Below are 21,552 nucleotides of genomic sequence, written 5' to 3'. Positions count from 1 at the left end.
ACCTCTTTCCGGCACTTTTCTATCTTTTACTTTTTCCCTTAAAAAGATGATTTAAAGCTATATACATAAGATTAATGAAAAGATTCATTATATGCAAAAGAAACCTCTTCATTGAAGAGGTTTCTGAATTTTTATATTCTTTTGCTCTTTGCTCCGGCACTTATTTTTTTCCAGCGCTTTCGTTCTTCAGATTGGGCTCGCTTATCCTGCTTTCTATCCAGATAAGCGAGTTCCTTGAGAAGCTTCTTATAGCTGTTCAGACGCGCCCTTGATATGCTGCCTTCTTCTATTAGCATATGCACAGCGCACCCTGGCTCATTTTCATGTGTACAGTCCCTGAATCTGCAGTTTTCAGCGGCTTGTTCAATATCTGTGAAGCTTTCTGAAAGACCGCTTTCACTTTCCCACAGCTGAAGCTCCCGCATTCCTGGAGTATCAATCAATATGGCGCCTTCAGGAAGAAGGATGAGTTCCCTGTGAGTAGTTGTATGCTTTCCTTTGTCATCACTTATTCTAATATCCTGGACCTTTTGTTTTTCCGCGCCAAGAAGGTAATTGGTAAGTGTGGACTTTCCAACACCTGAAGAGCCGAGCAATGCGATTGTTTTTCCAGGCTCCAAAAACGGTTTAAGCAGGTCTATTCCATTCTCTTCCATCACGCTGATTGAGATAACAGGAACACCCATGGCAACGGTGGCCACCTCAGCAAGCTTTTCCTCAAGATTCTCACAAAGGTCAGCCTTGGTAAGAACAATCACAGGAGCTGCCCCGCTTTCCCATGTCAAAAGCAAATAACGTTCCATTCTTCTTAAGTTTAGATCCTCATTAAGTGAATTAACCAGGAAAATAGTGTCTACATTAGCAGCTACAATTTGTTCTTCCGTATTCACCCCTGCTGCCTTCCTTGAAAATTTGCTTTTCCTTGGAAGGACTGCATGAATGGTACCCCGCTGTTCATCCGCTCTTTCTTTGATGACAACCCAGTCACCTACAGCAGGAAAATCCTCCCTTGATGATGCATCGAAAGAAAATTTTCCTGATACTTCACAGAGCATTTCACCCTTATCTGTCCATACACGATACATTCTCTTATGCTCTAAAGCCACCCGGCCCATTTGATATTCTTTTTCTTCATACGCTGAAAAAGCGTCTTTAAAAAAGGGATTTAATCCAAGTTTATTGATTGTCAATGATTGTTCCTCCATGCTTATCGAATATTTTTTACATACAAAAAACCATAGGCAATCAGCCCATGGTCGGATCATGTAAAGTTCAATAAGCAGGGGAAAAACAATCTGGTCCGCTCGATTAAACGAATTCCATTTGGGCTGTGCCTGAATTATTTACAATGAACGTATTGGCGTAAAATTCTCTTGTCATAGCACATCACCCGCTTTCGTTTATTTGTTTATATTATATGGAATATTGATCCAGAAGTAAAGCCCTTTTATTCCATCATTTTTCCCAATGTGGCATTCACCCGGGGAGAAGCATATGTTATTTAAGCAGATTTAGGAGGGGGAAATATGCCTGCCGAGAGAAATCAGCAATGGTATTTACAAAAAGCAGCAAAGTATGATCTTTTGGCACAGTACTTTAAATATATTGATGCAGCACAGCATATTGCTTATTACCATAAACATTTACATTGCCTCAATCAGGCTTTTCGAATGATGCGTACAAATAACCCGGTGCCATCTGCAGAAGTTCATCAGGGACAGCAGGCAAGAGTGCGGATGTTCCATGGTTCCCCTAATGCCGGCCCGATCGATATTTATATAAATGGCACGCGAATTTTAAAGGACTTCTCATATAAAGAAGCAAGCGGTTATGCTGCACTGCCTGCAGGCTCGCACCAGATAGACATATATCCGGCTGGCAGCATGGTTTCCACACTTTTAAGCAGAAAAATTACTGCTGCTGCAGATAACATATATACAATTGCAGCTGCAGGAAATGCAGCAAACTTAAAGCTTGTCATATTAGAAATTCAGCCTGAAGTGCCTGCCGGGGAAACAAAAGTCAGATTTGCCCACCTGTCCCACGAAGCTCCGGCAGTTGATATTGCCGTAAAAAACAGGGATGTTGTTTTCCCCAATATTGCTTTCAGGCAGGCAAGCAAGTACATGGCATTAACTCCAATGACAGTCGATTTGGAGGCCAGGGTAGCAGGAACCCCTAATGAGGTGCTGTCAATTCCTAGAATGCAATTTAAAGCAGACCAGGCCTACACCTTACTGGCTGTAGGTTCCGTTGCCAAAGAGCCTGAGCTTGAAGCAATTATCATTACAGATTAATGTTTTCGCGCCAAACAAAAGGTCAAAAAAAGGGAACCCCTCCAAAGTTGCGGAAGAGTTCCCTTTTCTCATTTAACAGGAACAAGAAGGGTAAAACGAATATCATCCTGCTTTAAATTAAATTCATCCACTTTTACTTTTACATCACTTTTCAGCTTCATTTCCTGCAGTGACACATAGATTCTTTCTTTCTGCGGCTGAATGGTAACACCTTCCGGAAGATTGTAGCGGTCTTTTACCAGCTTCAGAACATGTGAAACAGGAAGTTTCAGCTGCCCAACAGATATAGACTTTTGCTGAAGGACAACATCCCCATTCTTCAAGGCTTCTGGTTCAAATGACAGTTTCATCTGCAGATCCTGGCTGAAGAAAGGGATTGTACCATATAAATCAACTTCATCATTTAGAAGGACCTTGTAATCTATTGCTCCTGTCAGTCCTTCTTTTTCAAGATAGTGGTTAATGACCCTATTCAAATCTTCTTTATTGGCTTTTATTTTAAAAGGAACATAATTATCACTATTCTCGGTGACCGCTGTGTAGTCTTCGTCATCTGCCGGCATACTGATAATAATAAACAGCACAGCTGCAATGAGTGCATTAATGGCCAGCAGTGCAAAAAACAGCTTTTTCCATTTTCTATCTTTCAATCAGCTTCTCTCCATTTCCTTCGGCATTCCTTTTATACGGAATATCTTTCAGCACTTCCTCTGTGAGGATTTGATGGACCCGTCCAGCTATTAATTCATAGCCTTTGTCATTTGGATGAAAGTAGTCTGTAAATAAAAGATTTTCATCGGTATTTTCAAAGATATCATCTATTTCAACAAAATAGGTACCTGGATAATTTTTCAATATATCCTGGCTTGTGTCATTCCAATCTCCAAGAATAGCGTTAATTTCCGTTATTTCTGAAAACCATTTCAGAAAGGGATTATATAAGCCTATTAAAATAATTTTACTATTTGGGTTTACCTCTTTAATAGAATCTAAAACCTCGGTCAGATTTTGTTCATAGATTTCTTTTTCTTTAGCAAAGGCCCTCAGCTTCAGGTTTGAAAAATTCTCACGGACAACTTTCATAACGTCATTGCCGCCAATGGTTATGATCACCGCGTCTGCATTTTTCACAACATCTTTTACTTCATCTGTCCCCAGCTTTTTCAATAATTGATCGGAACGATTGCCTTTAACACCGAAATTATAAAAAACAGCGTCTTGAACACTTTTGTCTTTTTCCAGTGACATTTCAAGATATGGCACGTAGCCTCCACGTTCAGTACTGTCTCCAACCCCCTGGGTTAAAGAGTCTCCTACTGCAGCAACAGTAAGGTTTCGAGGGAAAAAATCCAGTGGAATTTCTTCTTTAACTGTCAGGCGGGATTCTTTTTCAGAATGAATTATATCGCTGTGGTTAACTGAACTGCAGGAGGCGAGAAGCAGCATGATCCAAAGGATTAGGGTGAATTTTTTTATCATACTATCACCTGCCCATTTTTCTCATTCATATTATAACATGCAACTCCAATTTAAAAATAATTAGCATTGTCTCTGCAGCAGCATGGATTAAACTGAAAAGAAAAATAGACCTCGTCCAAGGTCTATTGCAATGCTTTAATATCATTCATAATTTCATCTAATGGTATTTCATTGAGACCAGTATAATATTTCATTACTTTTCCATTCTGGTCAACAAGAAAAAAGTCTGTTCCATGGATTACCTGATCACCTGTTTGCGGCTTCTTCACAATGGTTTTGAAGTATTCCATAGCATATTTCTCAATTTCTTCCTGTTCATACCCGGTCAGAAAATGCCAATTGCTGAAATCTGCATTATATGAAGATGCAAATTCCTTTAAAACTTCAGGTGTATCCACTTTTGGGTCTACACTGAATGAAACAAATTCAATATTTTTTATGCCTTCTTCCTCAGCCAAATCCTGAAGCTTCTTCATATTAGCTGTCATGGGCATACATACATCTTCGCAATTGGTAAAAATAAAGTCGGCTACCCAAACCTTGCCTTTAAGATCCTTTAAACCAAATTCTTTATTATCCTGATTTGTATACGTAAAATCAGCCAGTTCCCAATTTAACGCGTCCTTTATGCCGCTCTGTCCGCATGCTGAAAGCACTGCAAGCATAAAAGCAGATACCATTATTGCAAAAACTCTTTTTCTCATACATTCACCTGCTTTAATTAGATACGTTGCTAATTTTAGCAAATATTCATGAAAGAAGAAAGAAGTACTTATGACAAACTTGTGAATAGTATCTCGATTTAATGGATGATAAAAACTATTGAGTTGGTTTCGTTTTATGGTTAGTCATAATCTCATAAAATGTTCTGATGAAATTTGAATAATTAAATTGCACAGCAATCCGATGTATCCGGTATTTCATCTTGTTTTCCTGAGGGACATTTCTAAAGTCACCAATGCTCTGGCCAAACGCCTCCCCTTTGTCAGTAATTATCTTTACCGGTACATCCAAGTATTGAATGTCAGCCCCGTCAAGCATTGCCCAAAATGTAAATAAATCGTGCATGGGACTTCCGCTTATGCCTGGATAAGTTTCCTTATAAAAATTAAAATAATAATCAACCATAGGCTTCAGAATTAAGCCGACTTTATTTTGCACTTTCTGATAATAGGCATCAAGAGAGTCAATAATTGCAGGAGTAATGATTGCAGACATCGTTACATCCAGAGGAAAGACATGAATTTTATTTGGTGCATTGGCAAACACAACATTAGCCGCATATGGGTCCCCATAAAAATTTGCTTCAGCCACTGGAGTCACATTGCCTGCAACATTGAATGCCCCGCCCATAATATAAAAGTCACTGACTTTACTCATAAGTGCGGGATAAAGGATAAAGGCCGTTGCCAATGAAGAAAGTCTGCCTACATTAACAATTGTTATATCATCTTCATACTTCTCGATCAGTTCCTTAAAATCATCAAAGTTTTCAAACATATTATTGGAATTCTCCAGTTTAGGAATAATCGGACCGAGCCCTTCAATGCCGTGAACATCCGGGTAAAATACCGGAGCATCGCCGGTTAAAGGTAATACTGCTCCGCTGAATACGGGAGTATTTTGACCGGTTAATTCACGAAGGTATGCAGCATTTCGGATGGCGTCCTCCCTGGAAACATTTCCATAATCAGCAACAATCCCAACGATATTGATTTCCTCTGAGAAATAGGCAAATATAACCGCAACAAAATCGTCAATTCCAAAGTCACTAAAAAACAAGACATTTTTCCTCTTCAACCCTACACCCCCATAATTAATTTTATTCCGGGGATAATCAAGAATGGCAAATATTTTCAAATAGGACAAAAGTCTTTGAAATTAACTATTCCTTTCCATGATCAGACCGAAAAAAAACGCATAGCCTGATGAGCTATGCGTCCTTTTTATTTATCTTCCAGATGATACATGAACCCAATTGCACCTGGTCCTGTATGTGTACTGATAATTGGAGTTGTCTCCTCTATTTCAACCTCTGCGCCAGCATGCAGCTCTTCTATCATTGTTTTCAGCTTAGAAGCTAACTCAATGCCTTCTGCATGAACAAGGCCTACACCTTTTATTGTTTTCCCTTTTATATCTTCTGCAAATTGCTTGGCCAAATATTTTGCAACCTGGGTATGGCTTCTTACTTTAGCGACAGGTGTATAAACACCGCCTTCAAGGGAGGCAATTGGTTTTATATTCAGCAAGGAACCGATCATGGCCTTGCCTTTGCCAATCCTTCCGCCTTTTACAAGATTTTCCAATGTATCCACTACTACAAACAACTTAGTATTACTGCGAATGGTTTCCAGCCGGCTGACAATTTCCTGAATACTTTTCCCTTCCCTGGCCATTTTCGCAGCCTCCAATACTTGAAATGCCAGTGCTTTGGATATATATCTGGAATCTACCACTGTAACATTTGCATGTGACATAGCTGCTGCACTTTCTGCTGATTGAACAGTACCGCTCATTCCGCCAGTCATATGAATAGAGAGAATTTCATAGCCCTGGTCACCAAACCTGTCATACACCTCTGCGAATAATCCCGCAGGAGGCTGTGAGCTTTTGGGCAGCTCGTCCGCTTCTTTCATTTTCTTCATGAATTCAGATGGAGTAATATCAACCCGGTCCAAGTATGTATTACCTTCGATGTGAATAGATAGAGGGACGACTTCAATATCGAATTTTTCAAGCAATTCGCTGGATAGGTCAGCTGTAGAATCTGTAACAATTTTAATTTTAGTCATTATGCTTTCACTTCCCTTGCATTAACAATTAGTTCATATTATACATTCAAGCAAAATACAAATAAAGCAATAATATATAGCTTGTTCTTCTCTTCCAAGTGGCCAAAAAAATACCGGCTGGCTGCCGGCATCAATGTTGTTAAGCGTTATTTTTTAATTCTGGAGTCTCAAAAATCTCTTCATAGACGGGCCACTTTAAAACTCGCTTTAGATATTCTCTAAAAGAATGGTTCTTAAGTGTTTTTTCATTGGCATTAGTGGCCGCAATAAAAGTTTTTAAACGGACTTGGATCATAAAATAATAAGGGCTATCTTTTGCCAATACAGGAATTTCAATAATTTTTACCTTCTGTCCAACAGCATTTTTGAACTCTAGGCTTTTAAATAGCAAAATATCAATCCTCTTTTTCACCCGTTTGTTAATATTATACCCCAAATAAGGCTCGAAATGTGTCTGATTATGCTATCCCATTAATTTTTTTATGAAGATGCCTCTCCTGAATTTTCTTGCTTTTTCAGCTTTCTTTTATAGACAATTTTTGATAAGTTGATGCTTATTTCATAAAGCAGCAGCAAGGGAATGGTTACAAGAATATCAGACATGAAGTCTGGAGGTGATATAATAACCGAAATTACGATAAGAACAAAATAAGCATATTTCCTGATTTTTGTAAGCACATACGGATTAAGAATCCCAAGTGAAGTCAGGAACATGATTACGACAGGGAGTTCAAATAAAACTCCAAATGGCAAAGTCATATTAAGGACAAAGCGGAAATATTTATCCGCAGTAAAATTGGCCTCAAACATTTCTCCCCCCAGCTCTACAAGAAAGCTTAATACGGTTGGGAAAATAACAAAATACCCAAAGCAAAGGCCTGTAATAAACAGAATAAACAATGCCGGCACATAAGAAAGAGAAATCTTCCGCTCAGCCGCTGTCAGGGCAGGCTTGACAAACAGCCAAATCTGCAAGGCCAGAACCGGTATTGTTGCTGCAACGGCAATAACCGTAGCAAGCATAAAGTAAACCCAGATAATATCACTTGGGCCCAGGACAATCAATTTGACCTCCAGGTCTCTTACCAGCCACTTATAAATATCCTCCACAAAAACAAAGCCTGCAATAAAAAACAGGATAAATGCTGATGCCGTTATAATGAGCCTTTTTCTTAATTCATCCAGATGTTCGACTAAATTTAACTCTTTTTCTTCCATACAATTCTCCTGCTAATTTTATAAAAAGCCGGGCTTGACCAGCCAGATTTTTTAAACCAAAACAAAAAGGTGCAAGAAGTATATCCTTACACCTTATTTAACCGTTTTTTTCTTTGTATCCTGTTCAAGCTCATCCATCACGTCACTTGTCAAGTCTCGGGTAGATTTTTTAAATTCTCTTAGTGTTTCACCAAAAGCACGGCCAATTTCCGGCAGCTTTTTTGGACCGAATATGATTAACGCCAAAACAAGGATTAAAATTAATCCTGGAACACCGATATTTGAAAGCATATTCACATCTCCTTTAAAGTACTTCCCTTTTGAATCTAATACGATTATAGTACTTTTTAAAGGAAATGTCACAGATATCATAAAAATTCATATTTCAGTCACATATCTTATTAAAATTAGGGATCCGCCAGTCATTTTGGACTTATACAAGCAGATGAAAAAGGTTGCTGTCTTTGTTTATCTCCTTGTAGGAGAACCCCTTTTTATTCATTCTCACAATGAGATCGCTATAGTCCTCCCTATGCTTCAGCTCAATTCCTACAAGGGCAGGACCATTTTCTTTATTATTTTTTTTCGTATATTCAAAACGTGTAATATCGTCCGTCGGACCAAGCACTTCGTCAAGGAACTCTCTTAATGCCCCTGCCCTTTGGGGGAAATTCACTATAAAATGGTAAAGCAGGCCTTCATAAAGCAGGGAACGCTCTTTAATTTCCTGCATGCGACCAATATCATTATTGCCGCCGCTGATCACACAAACAACATTCTTTCCTTTAATTTGATCCCTGCACATATCCAATGCAGCAATCGGCAAAGCACCCGCAGGCTCTGCCACAATCGCATGCTCGTTATATAATTCAAGGATGGTCGTGCACACTTTCCCTTCAGGAACCATGAAAATATCATCAACAAGCTCATTGCAGATGTCATAGGTTTTTTCACCCACACATTTTACCGCCGCACCATCTACAAACTTATCAATCTTCCCGAGGGGTGCTACTGTTTGAACCCTGATTGCTTCGCTCATAGAGGGTGCTCCTTCAGGTTCAACTCCAATCATCTGCGTTTCCGGCGAGATGCTTTTTATGTAAGTGCTGAGTCCGGCCATTAATCCGCCTCCGCCAATGCTGGCAATAACAAAATCGACTTGTTCTTCACAATCGTTAAGCATCTCAACCGCTACTGTTCCCTGTCCTGCTATCACCATTTCATCATCAAACGGATGAATAAATGCCCTATCCTCCTCAGTGGCACATTTAAGAGCTTCGTGATAGGAATCATCAAAAGTGTCCCCAACAAGTATGATCTCTACTGAATCTCTGCCAAACAGCTCTACCTGGCTCACCTTTTGTCTCGGCGTGGTCGCCGGCATGAAAATCTTCCCCTGAACTCCAAGGTGTCTGCATGCATAGGCAACTCCCTGTGCATGATTCCCTGCACTTGCACAGACTACACCATTTTCAAGCTCCTCTGCAGTTAAAGATTTAACTTTATAGTAGGCGCCTCTTAATTTAAATGAGCGGACATGCTGAAGATCTTCCCTTTTCAAATAGACATTGCACTCATACTTTTCTGATAGGCGTTCATTCTTCTGTAAAGGTGTATGGGCAACAATATCCTTAAGCTGCTGGTATGCAATTAAAATATCTTCCAACTGCACCCATTTTTTTGTCATTACTTTCTGTTCCATTTTGCCACCCTCTTCTTTACAAGTTATTAATTTGTACATTATACCATGATAAAACACGATTTCAATCCGGTTTTTTTAAAATTTACATTTTTCGAATTATTTTATGGATAGAAACAGCTAAAACTGACATATAATAAGCAAAAGTTAATTTATATCTCAAAGGGGTGCAGGAATGGAGTTTTCTTTATGCAGTCTGGATAGCGCTTTGCCTGTGGAGGTAACAGTGGATGAAGATAACGGCAGGTATATGATTCGGAAAAGCGACACGAGTGGAGAGTACTTCAACAGTGCAGATGAATTAATAGAGTGGGTGAAAGAGAACTTTACCGCAGAAGAGTTTTGCGATCCCAAGGAATACCACGGAATGATTCAGAAGCTCACAGATTATTTAGTGAATCCGAATTTATAATTTACCGCTTAAAAGGCCCCTGACTGACTGGGGCCTTCTTTTTATGAAGCGATTTTTCTGTCCGAAAGACTGCTGCAGATTATCCCTCTTACTTCCTGTGCAAGAAACTTTGCATCCATATCTTTAACAATCCTGGCATTCACAGGCTTGCACACCCTAATTTCTATTTTAGCCGGCTTTATGAGTCTCCCATTCTTTTCAAAGGCATCTGCTGTCCCTTTAATGGATATTGGCACAATCGGAACACCTGCATCCTGTGCAAGCCTGAATCCGCCTACTTTAAAAGGCGCTACCTGCCCTCCCCTGCTTCTTGTCCCTTCCGGGAAAATCAGGAGAGAGTGTCCCTGTTTTAAAAGCTCTGCAGCATTCTTTAAAGAATTGATAGCACTCCTGCGATTGCTGCGATCAATAAAGACACAATTCATGACTTCCATCCATGATGAGATAATGGGTGCTTTCTTCATTTCTACTTTCGATATAAAACCAAAAGGTTTATTAATGGATGCAAGAAGGACTGGAATATCAAAATCCCCTTCATGGTTGCAGACAATGACTACTGGCCCATCCGGAATTAATTCCTGCCCCGTAATTTTTACTTGAGAGCCTGATATTTTCATAATCGTCCTGGACCACTTTTGGGGCACTTTATGGATGATGCGGTCGCGCTCTTCAACAGGGAGTGCCGAACTCAGGTTTCTCATCCGGGATAGTGCAGGAAGGCTATAAACTAAATATCCGCCCATATAAAGAAAAAAGATTATTAGTCGAAGCATACATACCTCCAAGGGTTGAGATGTTTTACATTATATATTAATCAGGATCCTTTCACTATATGTTTACAGTTTAATAATTAAAAAAAGCAGCCCGCCGGCGCGAGCTGCTGTTAAGGTTATTTTCTTTTATAAATGAGGAATTCAAAATCATACGGATTTTTTTCATCCCTTTTGCCTTTCTCCCTTGAGAGGAGGTCCCATTCTGACATGTCCAATTCCGGAAAGTATGTGTCCCCTTCAAATTGGTCATAGATCATAGTCAGATATAGACGATCAGCTGCAGGAAGAATGGCTTTAAAAATCTCTGCACCGCCGATGACAAAGATCTCATCTTCTCTCTCTCCGCTGAACTTCAAAAGTTCCTCAACTGTATGTACTACTGTGCATCCTTCACAGGAAAAGGATTTATTCCGGGTTATAACAATATTTTCTCTCCCCGGCAGAGGTCTCCCGATTGAATCCCAGGTTTTGCGTCCCATGGCAATCGGATGACCCATCGTCGTTCTTTTAAAAAACTTTAAATCCTCAGGCAAATGCCAGGGAAGTTTATTATCCCTGCCGATCACACGATTCTCATCCATTGCCCACATTAAAGAAATCATACACTGACAACTCCTTTAATATGAGGGTGCGGATCATAGTCTTCAAGCTGGAAATCGTCAAACTTAAAGCTGAAAATATCTTTCACATCAGGATTCATCTTCATTTTTGGAAGCTTTCGAGGATCACGGCCCAGCTGGAGGTTTACCTGTTCAAGATGATTCTGGTAGATATGCACATCACCAAAAGTATGAACAAACTCACCAGGCTCTAGATCGCAAACCTGCGCAACCATCATAGTCAGTAAAGCATAGGAAGCAATATTAAACGGCACGCCGAGAAAGACATCTGCAGATCTCTGATAAAGCTGGCAGGATAGCTTTCCATCTGCAGCGTAAAACTGGAACATGCAATGGCAAGGCGGCAAAGCCATCTTTTCAATTTCTCCCACATTCCATGCATTTACAATCAGGCGGCGGGAATCAGGATTTGTTTTGATTTGCTCAATCAGGCTGGTAATCTGATCAACTGTATTTCCATCAGCACCTGTCCAGGATCTCCACTGATGTCCATAAACGGGTCCGAGATTCCCTTCCTCGTCTGCCCACTCATTCCATATCCGCACACCATTTTCCTGAAGATATTTTACATTTGTATCTCCATTTAAAAACCATAATAGCTCATGGATTATGGATTTCAGATGCAATTTCTTAGTAGTAACAAGCGGGAAGCCCTCCTGCAGGTTAAAGCGCATCTGATATCCAAACGTACTTATTGTACCTGTGCCTGTACGGTCTTCTTTTTTAGTGCCATTTTCCAGAACATGCCTGCAAAGATCTAAATATTGTTTCATTTCCACCCAACCTTTTTAAAATACTCATTGCTATTGTACACAATTTCCATTCGTTTCACATCAGTTAAAAACTTTAAAGAAACAGGTAAATCAGTTTAATTCTTTTATAAAATCATAGGTTTTCGGAGCATTCTCGCTTAATAATCTCCTGGATTCCCCTCCTGAAAAATACATAGCAAAAGCCTCAGCGAAATATTCTTCAGGGAAGGAAAGAAAATAATTTTGACCCGGGAACAATTTAGCTTTTTCAGCTTTCCACACAGATAGAAACTTCTGATTAAATCGAATGCCATTGTAAACATGGCGATCAACAGAATGGGCAAGTTCATGAAGTTCCAGATTAACGGATCCATGACCTTTCCCCCTCGCGCTGAAGCCTATTTTTACAAGGACTGTTTTTGCCCCGCCAACCCCTGGGACGTCATCCCACGTAGTATCTCCTGTATAGCCGCGGGGAATTACCCCTGCAAGATGCTGGGCCGTAGGATTATCTGTCAGCTTTCCCACGAATAATTTCACCCTGATATCTTCATCCTCTATTTTGGAGAGCAGGGAGACAGGCAGATGATCAACCCGGGAAATCATTTCTGCAGCCTCTCTCTCATCAAAAGGTTCGAGAGGCACAATAAAGATCTCACCAAGCTGGCGTGGAGATTTCAAACTGAGAAACTCTTTAAGCTCGGAGGAGTGCGGGTAATCCTTTAGTTTTATGCCGCCCATGGCAGCTTGAGAGTTCCCAAGCAGTGCAAGGGAAACAATCATAATTGTAAATGTAAGTACCATTTTGCGCATGTGAAAAGCCCCTTCTGCTAATCTAAGATGTATAATTTGCGGGCAACAGAGCTCTTTGAAGTATATAAGCTGCGGAACTGCCTGAATGGAGAAAAAATCTAAAACCGTTCTGATAATCTATTAAAATTATAACATATGAAAGGAGGATTTGAAGGAAACAAATGATGGTAAACTTTTATGAAAATTCAAAAAGGACCCGAGTAATTTCGGGCCCCTGCCAAGCTTATTTTTATTAAGAATAAGAGCGCACTACATCTGAAAGACCGGGAGAAGCCGTTCCTGTACCTACAGCTGCGAACTTCCAATCGCTTCCATGGCGATAAATCTCCCCAACTATTAAACTGGTACTTCCGCTGTAGTCATCAGTCAGGTTGTAATGAATCAGTTCCTGATTGTTGCCGGAGTTTACCACTCTGATGAATGCATTCTGGATCATGCCGAAATGCTGCTTTCTCTTAACGCTGTCATAAATATTTACAACGAATACCATTTTATGAATATGTGCAGGCACTCTGCTTAAATCAATCAGCACCTGCTCGTCGTCTCCGTCGCCTGCTCCTGTGAGGTTATCTCCAGTATGCTGAACACTTCCATCGCCGCTCTTTAAATTACCGAAGTAAATGACATCTTTATTGCTCTTTAGCTTTTCATTTTCACCAAGCATGATTACAGAAGCATCACAGTCGATATTTGCTCCGCCGCCGCCTCCGAATAAAGATCCCAGGAGACCGCCGCCTCCGCTTTTTTGCACTGGGTCCCAGCCTAATCCTACCATAATTTTAGATAATCCCGGATTTCCTTTAGTTAAGTCAACACGCTGGCCTTTTTGAAGATTAATTGCCATATCAATTCCACCTCGTCATAATTTATATTATATTTTAAAATGAGCAGCTTCCTAACCCTGCTGCTTCATTTTTTTAAAATTGTCCTGCAGCTGTTCCAGTCTCCTGGATCCTTCTTCACGCAGACGCTTGTTTTCTTCTTCTATTGATTTAGTCTCCTGCATACCTTTCATGATGATATTCCAGGATTCCTCAATCGTTTCAATCTTAATACTTGGACCGCCTGCCAATCTTGCAATATCAGCACTTTGGTTTGAAATGTTCTGGGCATTGCGCACCAGCATCTCATTTGTCCGTCTGTCCAGCTCGCTCATTGAATCAGCAACAAGCTTTTGTCTTTTGGCTGCAACTGCCTGAATCAGACCGTTTTTAAAAATTGGAATAGTGGTTACAAATGCAGAATTAATCTTGCCGATAAGCTTGGTATTCCCTCTCTGAAGCAGCCGGATTTGCGGTGCAGTCTGAAGGGCAACCATTTTAGCCATTTCAAGATCATAAACTCTTTGCTCGAGTAAATCGACGGCATTTCTTAACGTATCAAGCTGCATTGAAGCCATCTGATCCCCCTGAGCCGCCCGCGCTTCCAGCTGTGGAAGCTGATTGGCTTTTAAATCATCGGCTTTCATTTGTCCTGCAACAGCATACTTTTCAAGCGTCAGATAGTACTGATAATTTTGCTCATACATTTGTTCAAGCATGGTTGTGGAATCGACCATTTCACTTTGGTATTTGGAAATTTCAACATACACTTTATCAATTTCCGCACCCATTGTCTGGTATTTTCCGAAAAGCTTCTCAATCATTTTTTCTCCGCGCTTGAAAAGCTTGCCAAAGATGCCTTTTGGTCCCTGTTGGAAATCCTTCTTGTCAAATTTGTCCATAATTCTGCCGAGCTGCTTTAAAAGTTCACCTGAATCTTCTACCTTCGTTGTTCTCATGTTGCTCAATATCTGGTCAGAGAAGCGTGAAATCTGGACAGCAGGCTCTTTGCCGAATTCAAGTATTTGTATTTGGTCCTTCTCATCAATGGACCTGGCCAGATTTTGCACCTCAGGCTCCTGCCTTAAAGCAAGCTTAATTTCTGAAACGTTATTTTCGGTTAATTTATCATCCTGCAGCTGGGCTGTTAAATTTAGTTCTGTTGATTTGGTCGGATTCATTTTCAATCACCCTTTAAATTTTTTAATAATCCTTGAAAGAGAACTTTTTTTAGAAAGGATGGCTCCTTAAATTCCTGTTCAAAAACAACATCCTCAAGCCAATGAACATCATATAAATCTTCCTCAATGAAATTTTCAATGTCGTTATGGCCAGGCGGATTATACAGTACAATATCTATCCCAAACTGATTAAGCAGCAAAAGGAGTGCGGCATCAGATCTTACCATCGTCCCGTTCAGCTCGTTGTTATAGAGGATAATCTTAGGAACTTCCTGCGAGTAATCAAATTGCTGCATTAACTTTACAATGCTCGGCGGAATTTGCAGGCTTTGGCTAAACAGATAAATCTTCAATTCTTCATCCGATTCACCCGGCAGCAGCTTTAATCGCGGACGTTCACACATATTTCTAATGGCCTTTGCAATTCCATTTTGAAGGCCGCCGGGAAGCTGCTGATACCTCCAATAATGCCCTGTAATGATTTTTTCAGGGTCAAGCTTCCCTTCCCTGTCCAGTGCATTGCGGTAATGGAACCGAAAATCATTGTTGACGCTGTTTGTAAAAGGAAATCTCCTTATCAGCAGACTTTCTTCATATTGGCTGATCGTTTGTATTCGATCCCAGTATTCCTTGCGATTCCTGCTGACTCCCTGGATCTTTGAAAAAATGGACGGTATCATGACTCTTCCATCTTTCACCTCAAAGTTTGGGCGGATCATGGCTTTCTCTTTAATTAAAATAAAAAGTTCATCATAAGTAGTTTTCAAGGTCACAGAAGAAGGAGTATACTCCCTAAGCTGCCAGGGTTTATAAAGGCCTGAACCCTCATGGTTAAGGATGGTTTCTATTTCCCTGGATGCCCTATAGGCGACTGTAGCAGTCCTTCTTCTCTTTTCCTGCGGGAAAGGTTCAGGCTTGTTCTTTTCAGGATAATGATGTACAAAAGAATCCCGTACTTCCTGACCCATCTCTGCAAAAAGGTCTTCTCCTGAAGGAGAAAAATAAAGAATATCGCACCCGATTTGGATTAAGTAGAACAAAAAGTAATAATGACTCTTTTTCCCGTTCCCGTACCAAAGGACTTTTGGCATACCCAATTTAGGGTCAATTTCTTTAAGTTCTGTGCCAAAATGATTAGCGGACCACTTAATCACATCAACAAGCACTCTTCTTATATCCTGGTTTTTTAAGCCGCCTGTTTCCTTTTCAGAAAAAAGGCTCAGCATACTGATCATCGCTTCTCTTATTTTCCTGTGCAGGGAAGGTGAGGAAGATTTGAGCAGCAGCTGTTCGCCATCAAGAAAAGCAGCAAATCGGTTTATGGATAAATTCTGTTCCCGGTTAATATTGAGGACTTTTTGTATCGCCTGAAACTGCTGGTTATCAATGGTTTTATCCAGATGTTCTTCACTGAGCAGGAGAAGGCCTGCATTCTCTGTGTGAATGAGATCAAAGAGACGATTATAATATTCATCTTCATCGAGGGGAACTCCAAGAAATCTGGCAACAATTTGGCCAACATGCAGCGTTTGCTGTTCCTCTCTGTAACCTTCACGTTCATGATTAGGCTTTGTTAGCTGAGAGCTCCAGTTCTCAAATGTAACCTTTAAGATGTGAGTTTTAATTTGACTGTACGACAAGTTCAATAGTTATCCCTTCCCTCTATGAGCGAAAGATGCATTCTTATCATTTCATTCAAAAATTGCGTTTCAGATCCCGGATAATGGCACGGGACAAAAATATGTAAACTTATTACCATCATATCATAGGAATACAGCCTTTTTCTAAAATGGTTAACTTTCTTTACGAATTAACAGTAAGAAAGTTTCATCTCAGCAATATTTTTCATTGCTGATTGACCTCAAAAGGACTTTTTCACCTTTATCCCTGTCCCCGCATAAAGTGGAGTACTTTGTAAGAGGAAGGTGAATCAGTATGAGGCTGCTTTTTCGAAGAGTGAGATATCGGGGGATTGATCATGATCTGGATATAATCAGGAATACTTTATGTTCAAGTTCCTTTGTATTTATAGACGTCTTCTTCTTGTCAATGATCCTTGCCGTCTTCTCTTTTGCCAATTACCAGTCTATTCCCATCAGCAGCATAATCTTTACAGGAAGCTACACCTTTTGCATCTGTTTATTTTTTGCTTTAAAAAAATGGCTGAGGGACCAGCCGGACTAAACTCTTTCTTTAATACTATTTAGTATATTATTTAGAATTTCTTCCCCTGCCGCTGTCCCTATATTAGCAGTAATCAAGTACGGAGATGAGATGGACTTTTCGGCTGCCAGTTCTCCGTGGCTGGGGACGTATGCATAGTCGCAGTACTTTAAAAAGTCATGATCAAGCATGGAATCCCCTGCCCCAAATACCATTTTCATATCTTCACGTTCATGAATGAATTTCACTGCCTCGCCCTTACAAATAGGATTTGGCATAAAATACAGCTTTCTTCCCTGATGGGATATCCTCCATCCAAAGGATTCTGCCAGACCAGCAATTGCTTTTTTGGATGCTGCTGTTAATTTTTCTTCCAGAATATAATAAAAGAAGAGATTTTCAGCCATTTTTATTTTCCCATTCAGTTTCAGGCTTTGTGATCTGTCAATCATTTCCTCAAGCAAAGCACACTCTGCCTTCAGCCGCTTTCGGACTATGACGGACCACTCCTCAAGAGGTTTTCCATGATAATGGATATTGGCACCATTGGATGTGACAGTGTATGGAATGTTAAGGACATCCTGAAAAATGAAAATACGCTTATATTGCTCATAAGTCCTCGTTGTAACAGGCACAAAGAGCATTTGAGCAGATATTTCCTTCAGTAATCTTCGAGCTTCTTGTGTCATAAAGGCAATTTCCCTGTCATCTTTACTCTCAACAGCTATTAAATCTTCTCCTGAGTGCCCAAAATCAGCAAGTGCTTTATTTGAGTAGATCAGTGTCCTGTCCAAATCTGACGCAAACATCCTCATGATTTTTCTCCAGTCTTTTTAATTAATCCGCAGCAGGTATAACTCATATCAGGATAATGGATAACTTCAACATCCCGCTCCCTGGCCAGCATGACAATATGGTCAACATATGGACTTTGGGGATCTTTCATCAGAATTTTCCATGGAAGCCTTCTCAGAAGAACTCTGGTTGTTTCGCCGACTCCCGGCTTTACAAAGTTAATAGATTCAATCTTAAATTCCTCTTGTATTTTCTGAATCTCTTCCATGCCCTTAAAACTTGCTTCCCCCGGGTTTTCCATAATCCTTTTCGCAAGTTCAGCAGCTTCCTGCTTAATAGCCGGGAACCCCTCTGCTACAGCTGAGAGATACTGGTTTGAAACATCTGCTTCTTCCAGCTCACTATAATATTTAGCGCCATGGAAATCTTCCGGCCCAATTAAGGATTTATTTAATACTGTTCTGCTAACCAATCCTGAAACAGTTGAGTTGAGACAGGCACTTGGAATCAGAAAGTCTTCCCTCGTTCCATATAAAGTTGTGCAGTAACCAGGATCAGCGAGAACGGCCAAGTTATCATCGAGAGGAACACCATATGCTTCATGGAATTGTCTGCAAGCCTTGGTTAATTCAATGGAAATAGCCCCTTTTCCTGTCCATCCATCCACAAATTGAATTTCGCAGCCGGGATGTGACTTTAAAATATGCTTTATCGCATTTTCGTCAATCCCGCGGTCCCTGATAATGGAAATGCTGTAATGCGGCAAACTGACACCATATACTTCAAAAAGATATCTTTTTATCAGGATTCCAACAGGTGTTCCGGCCCTCGCGAGGGAAACCAGCACTGTTTTTTCGCCTTTTTTCTTCCAAATTTGCTCAGAAACTGCTCCTGCAGACAATGCCGTTTTCCGTTTATAAACATCAAGTGTTTCCCAAAACAGGGAAAGATACTTTTCAGGCGGCTGATACTCAATAGGAAGTGTTTCACTGTAATGCTGACCGGACTGAATGTTTTTTTCTCTTTGCTCAATGGATCCCTCAAGTGAATATCCGCTTAAATCCTTCAGTAAAAAGACAACATCATCTCTGCTATATGAACCAAATTTATCTGCTGTTTTATTCATTTTTTCCACCCCCGTTAAAGTAGACTAATTTTATATTTTTAATATATTTTTTAATTTGATTTATAAGAGGCATAAGCGACTCTTTTTCCGGTTCTCTTTCAAAAAACAGGAATACTTCTTCATAACAATCTTCTGGAATGTTATAAACAAATTGTGCCATTTCAGGGTCTTCAGGATTTTGAAAGGAAATGCCGTATTTCGCTCCATAGGCTTTATCATTTCTTACAAAAATGGGGCTGCGTGTTGTTGAGTGAAATTTTACGCCTTCCCCCATTAAAGAGGCAAGCTTCATAGGGATATACATAAACTCCCCGGTTCCAAGACATAATGTATTTCTTCCATCCCGTTTTCGGGATAAGGATTGGCCGATCTCAGCTAATGACACACTTAATCCAGCCTGGCGTATTGCATCCAGCCCGAAACGGCCCGAATCTTTTAAATAGGGAATATTTCTGATTTCACCATTTAGGGTAACCGATGGTTCATTGGTCCGGTTTAATAATCCAGGAAATTCTTTATTTATATGAATATAGGTAATCTGTACAGTATTTCCTGATGGTTCGTCCGCTGACTGACTTTTACTCACTTCTGGAGTCCCTTTAACTTCGATCTCCCCTTTTAGAAGAGACACATTGTTAATAATAATGCCCAGCTCTTTTTCCAAATCATCAAACCGCATCTGATCTTTTGGGGAACGCCAATCCAGGATGGAGACGACAGTATACATTTTTCTGGGAAAGCGTTCATGAATAGAGCGGATGATATTAATGGCTGTTTTCCCTGTAGTCATTTCATCATCGACAAGAATGATCTCTCTTTTATTATTCAAAAGATCTGCATCTGCATAGCATCTGTGTGAAGTAGCATGAGAATGTTCTTCTTCAAATGTTATGACTGATTTTTGATTTGCCAGCTGATCCCTTGTTGTATGAAAGTAATCGGCACGGTTAAATGATTGAAAAAAAGCATGTCCAAGTGCAGTTGCTGTTTCGGCAAATCCAATAATGACCGGGTTATGGTCTTTATCAATAAAAGGACTGCTGTACAAGAAATCTGTACCGTTTTCAATAGCGGATAAAAGCTCTGCGGCCTTTCCGGTCTCCACCTTCTTCACCTTCTCCATATAACGGCTGGCGAGCAATTCTCCTGTCAGAAGTCCGATCTTCGGGTCTATCGGTATATGCTTCCCGAGTACTTTGCTGACAAATAAGAAAGATCTTTTCTTGTTAATTCTTGCTGCCATGACAAATAAATCTTCAGGGAGCAGCTCATAAGGGTTTTCGGTTATGTGAATATCAACGGTTAATGAGTTGAGTATCTGAATTGAATGTTTCGTTTTTGAGTAGGTCAATGTATGTGATCTCATCCTGCAGCACCCCGTATACTTCTGATTTTAATAATATTTTTTTAGCCCAATATAAATGGGGTTTAATTTCATTCATTTTGTTTTGATAATTGCTTTTCATAACCCCTATTTTTCCGCCGGCCTGACCGGCGATGCTCTGAGCATCCAGGTACTCTTCAAGTGTTACCGTATTCAATGCCTGTACAGGCCTAATATGGGTTGGATGAATAATGGTTTTCCCTGTTAAGCCATTTGAAATATCCATTGCAATTTCTCTTATTAAACCATCCATATGCCGATCAATTAAGTCCGTTCTCATTTTCAGTCCATCCTGTCCAAGACGTTCCATGAATGGTGTTTGCCTTATTTGAGGCTTTAGAAGACGCTCTTTTGAGGAAAAATACTCCCATACCGGACCTGAAATGACATACGGCTGGTCCGCACGCAGAAAAATATTAATAATATCTGATATGCAATCTCTAATTACAGCAATATCGTAAACTGTCGTATCAGAATTCCTTCGTATTCCGTAGAGTCCGCTAAAATCCGTAGCTCCAATTCTTACATTTAATATCAGCTCAAAATATTGATCCAGCACTTTCTTTATGCCGATCAACTCTTCAAGCCTTGTTTCTTTCTGAATAATTTCTTTCGTCTCCAGAATCGGCATGGCATATAAACAATACCCATGAGAATTAAGCTCTTTTATTTCAGTTAAAATTTTGCATCCTTCAGCTGGTGAAAACTTAGGCAGGACAAAGCCCGTCAGGAGATGCATTCCATTCGGAATTCTGCTTTTGAGTCTCATAAGCTGCTCATAGCTTCTGATTCGCACGAAGATCAAAGGGAGATCTTCTTCTTCACAAAGACCTTTCACAAGGTCTGAACTCAAATTTTCCAATTCCGAACAAAGCAGATCTTCCGCCATTTCCACTTCATCATCACCAATTGCATCTTCAAGGCATATAACCATGGATGAAAGGCCAGCATGCTTTTTTGACAGCAGATCCTGGTGAATATTTGGCCTTGTCGCCGGCATATATAAAGTTGCCCCTAGAGCATATGATAATAGCTCCCGGCCTGATCTCTTATTAAAATAACCAGGCTTCTTATAAAACATCTTATTTATTTTTTCACCCGGAATATCGGAAAATAGTCTCATTTTCGCAGCTCCATTCCTTCACTAAAATACTACTTTCTTCCTTTTTCATCCAAAAAAGATAAAAATAAAAGGGAGCGGACAAGTGTCTGTTCCCTTTCAAG

At 40.1% G+C, this 21,552-nt stretch carries 23 protein-coding genes; 2 read left to right on the top strand and 21 right to left on the bottom strand.

Features of this window, described 5'->3' with window-relative positions; translation table 11 throughout:
* Window positions 1-131: 131 nt before the first annotated feature.
* A complete protein-coding gene (rsgA, locus tag NYE23_RS03860) occupies window positions 132-1,190 on the bottom strand; it encodes a ribosome small subunit-dependent GTPase A (protein WP_341075596.1) in 1,059 nt (352 codons plus the stop codon).
* A gap of 336 nt (window positions 1,191-1,526) precedes the next feature.
* Here rsgA and NYE23_RS03855 point away from each other — a divergent pair, with 336 nt between their 5' ends.
* A complete protein-coding gene (locus NYE23_RS03855; protein ID WP_341075594.1) occupies window positions 1,527-2,297 on the top strand; it encodes a DUF4397 domain-containing protein in 771 nt (256 codons plus the stop codon).
* A 68-nt stretch (window positions 2,298-2,365) separates the two neighbouring features.
* Here NYE23_RS03855 and NYE23_RS03850 read toward each other — a convergent pair whose 3' ends face one another.
* The 9 genes from NYE23_RS03850 to ilvA form a co-directional block, all read right to left on the bottom strand.
* The gene (locus tag NYE23_RS03850; RefSeq protein ID WP_341075593.1) at window positions 2,366-2,947 is read right to left on the bottom strand and encodes a YpmS family protein; all 582 of its coding nucleotides are present in this window, start codon (window positions 2,945-2,947) and stop codon (window positions 2,366-2,368) included.
* Window positions 2,937-3,776: an SGNH/GDSL hydrolase family protein gene (locus NYE23_RS03845; protein WP_341075592.1), complete on the bottom strand. Its 840-nt coding sequence runs from the start codon at window positions 3,774-3,776 to the stop codon at window positions 2,937-2,939. The genes NYE23_RS03850 and NYE23_RS03845 overlap by 11 nt, the downstream gene beginning before the upstream one ends.
* A 122-nt stretch (window positions 3,777-3,898) precedes the next feature.
* The gene (locus tag NYE23_RS03840; RefSeq protein ID WP_341075591.1) at window positions 3,899-4,480 is read right to left on the bottom strand and encodes an SCO family protein; all 582 of its coding nucleotides are present in this window, start codon (window positions 4,478-4,480) and stop codon (window positions 3,899-3,901) included.
* Between the two features lie 115 nt (window positions 4,481-4,595).
* On the bottom strand, window positions 4,596-5,576 hold the full coding sequence (locus tag NYE23_RS03835) for a nucleoside hydrolase (RefSeq protein ID WP_341075589.1): 981 nt from the start codon (window positions 5,574-5,576) through the stop codon (window positions 4,596-4,598).
* A 146-nt stretch (window positions 5,577-5,722) separates the two neighbouring features.
* On the bottom strand, window positions 5,723-6,571 hold the full coding sequence (locus NYE23_RS03830) for a DegV family protein (RefSeq protein ID WP_341075587.1): 849 nt from the start codon (window positions 6,569-6,571) through the stop codon (window positions 5,723-5,725).
* A gap of 139 nt (window positions 6,572-6,710) precedes the next feature.
* A complete protein-coding gene (locus tag NYE23_RS03825) occupies window positions 6,711-6,962 on the bottom strand; it encodes a DUF2535 family protein (RefSeq protein WP_341075584.1) in 252 nt (83 codons plus the stop codon).
* 89 nt (window positions 6,963-7,051) lie between these two features.
* On the bottom strand, window positions 7,052-7,789 hold the full coding sequence (tatC, locus tag NYE23_RS03820) for a twin-arginine translocase subunit TatC (RefSeq protein ID WP_341075583.1): 738 nt from the start codon (window positions 7,787-7,789) through the stop codon (window positions 7,052-7,054).
* Between the two features lie 93 nt (window positions 7,790-7,882).
* Window positions 7,883-8,080, bottom strand: a complete 198-nt coding sequence (locus NYE23_RS03815; protein ID WP_035331398.1) for a twin-arginine translocase TatA/TatE family subunit — start codon at window positions 8,078-8,080, stop codon at window positions 7,883-7,885.
* A gap of 142 nt (window positions 8,081-8,222) precedes the next feature.
* The gene (gene ilvA, locus NYE23_RS03810) at window positions 8,223-9,491 is read right to left on the bottom strand and encodes a threonine ammonia-lyase IlvA (RefSeq protein ID WP_341075580.1); all 1,269 of its coding nucleotides are present in this window, start codon (window positions 9,489-9,491) and stop codon (window positions 8,223-8,225) included.
* A gap of 172 nt (window positions 9,492-9,663) precedes the next feature.
* Here ilvA and NYE23_RS03805 point away from each other — a divergent pair, with 172 nt between their 5' ends.
* On the top strand, window positions 9,664-9,900 hold the full coding sequence (locus NYE23_RS03805; RefSeq protein ID WP_341075579.1) for a hypothetical protein: 237 nt from the start codon (window positions 9,664-9,666) through the stop codon (window positions 9,898-9,900).
* Between the two features lie 41 nt (window positions 9,901-9,941).
* Here the strand turns inward: NYE23_RS03805 and NYE23_RS03800 are convergent, their stop codons facing one another.
* The 11 genes from NYE23_RS03800 to NYE23_RS03750 all read right to left on the bottom strand — a co-directional run bounded on the left by NYE23_RS03800 (window position 9,942) and on the right by NYE23_RS03750 (window position 21,451).
* Complete coding sequence (locus tag NYE23_RS03800; RefSeq protein WP_341075578.1) at window positions 9,942-10,673, bottom strand: lysophospholipid acyltransferase family protein; 732 nt, start codon at window positions 10,671-10,673, stop codon at window positions 9,942-9,944.
* 116 nt (window positions 10,674-10,789) lie between these two features.
* Window positions 10,790-11,275 carry a dihydrofolate reductase gene (locus NYE23_RS03795; protein WP_341075576.1) on the bottom strand — a complete coding sequence of 162 codons (486 nt, stop codon included), beginning with the start codon at window positions 11,273-11,275 and terminating at the stop codon, window positions 10,790-10,792.
* Window positions 11,272-12,066: a thymidylate synthase gene (locus tag NYE23_RS03790; RefSeq protein WP_341075575.1), complete on the bottom strand. Its 795-nt coding sequence runs from the start codon at window positions 12,064-12,066 to the stop codon at window positions 11,272-11,274. The genes NYE23_RS03795 and NYE23_RS03790 overlap by 4 nt, the downstream gene beginning before the upstream one ends.
* A 90-nt stretch (window positions 12,067-12,156) precedes the next feature.
* Window positions 12,157-12,858 (bottom strand): anthrax toxin lethal factor-related metalloendopeptidase, encoded by a 702-nt coding sequence (locus NYE23_RS03785; protein WP_341075574.1) that lies wholly within the window; start codon window positions 12,856-12,858, stop codon window positions 12,157-12,159.
* 232 nt (window positions 12,859-13,090) lie between these two features.
* Window positions 13,091-13,702, bottom strand: coding sequence for a TerD family protein (locus NYE23_RS03780; RefSeq protein WP_341075573.1), 612 nt, complete (start codon window positions 13,700-13,702; stop codon window positions 13,091-13,093).
* 51 nt (window positions 13,703-13,753) lie between these two features.
* Window positions 13,754-14,860 carry a toxic anion resistance protein gene (locus tag NYE23_RS03775; RefSeq protein ID WP_341075572.1) on the bottom strand — a complete coding sequence of 369 codons (1,107 nt, stop codon included), beginning with the start codon at window positions 14,858-14,860 and terminating at the stop codon, window positions 13,754-13,756.
* Window positions 14,861-14,862: 2 nt separating this feature from the next.
* Complete coding sequence (locus NYE23_RS03770) at window positions 14,863-16,506, bottom strand: YceG family protein (protein ID WP_341075570.1); 1,644 nt, start codon at window positions 16,504-16,506, stop codon at window positions 14,863-14,865.
* Window positions 16,507-17,040: 534 nt separating this feature from the next.
* A complete protein-coding gene (locus tag NYE23_RS03765) occupies window positions 17,041-17,838 on the bottom strand; it encodes an HAD family hydrolase (RefSeq protein ID WP_341075568.1) in 798 nt (265 codons plus the stop codon).
* The gene (locus tag NYE23_RS03760; protein WP_341075567.1) at window positions 17,835-18,944 is read right to left on the bottom strand and encodes a cysteine protease StiP family protein; all 1,110 of its coding nucleotides are present in this window, start codon (window positions 18,942-18,944) and stop codon (window positions 17,835-17,837) included. Before NYE23_RS03760 ends, NYE23_RS03765 begins: the two co-directional genes overlap by 4 nt.
* The gene (locus tag NYE23_RS03755) at window positions 18,937-20,310 is read right to left on the bottom strand and encodes a phosphoribosyltransferase family protein (protein ID WP_341075565.1); all 1,374 of its coding nucleotides are present in this window, start codon (window positions 20,308-20,310) and stop codon (window positions 18,937-18,939) included. Before NYE23_RS03755 ends, NYE23_RS03760 begins: the two co-directional genes overlap by 8 nt.
* On the bottom strand, window positions 20,240-21,451 hold the full coding sequence (locus tag NYE23_RS03750; RefSeq protein WP_341075564.1) for an HpcH/HpaI aldolase/citrate lyase family protein: 1,212 nt from the start codon (window positions 21,449-21,451) through the stop codon (window positions 20,240-20,242). The genes NYE23_RS03755 and NYE23_RS03750 overlap by 71 nt, the downstream gene beginning before the upstream one ends.
* Between the last annotated feature and the right edge of the window lie 101 nt (window positions 21,452-21,552).

The organism is Cytobacillus sp. FSL H8-0458, from assembly GCF_038002165.1.
GTDB lineage: Bacteria > Bacillota > Bacilli > Bacillales > Cytobacillaceae > Cytobacillus.
Note: the sequence above shows the minus strand (reverse complement) of the source record. Positions and strands in the feature narration are given on the sequence as shown.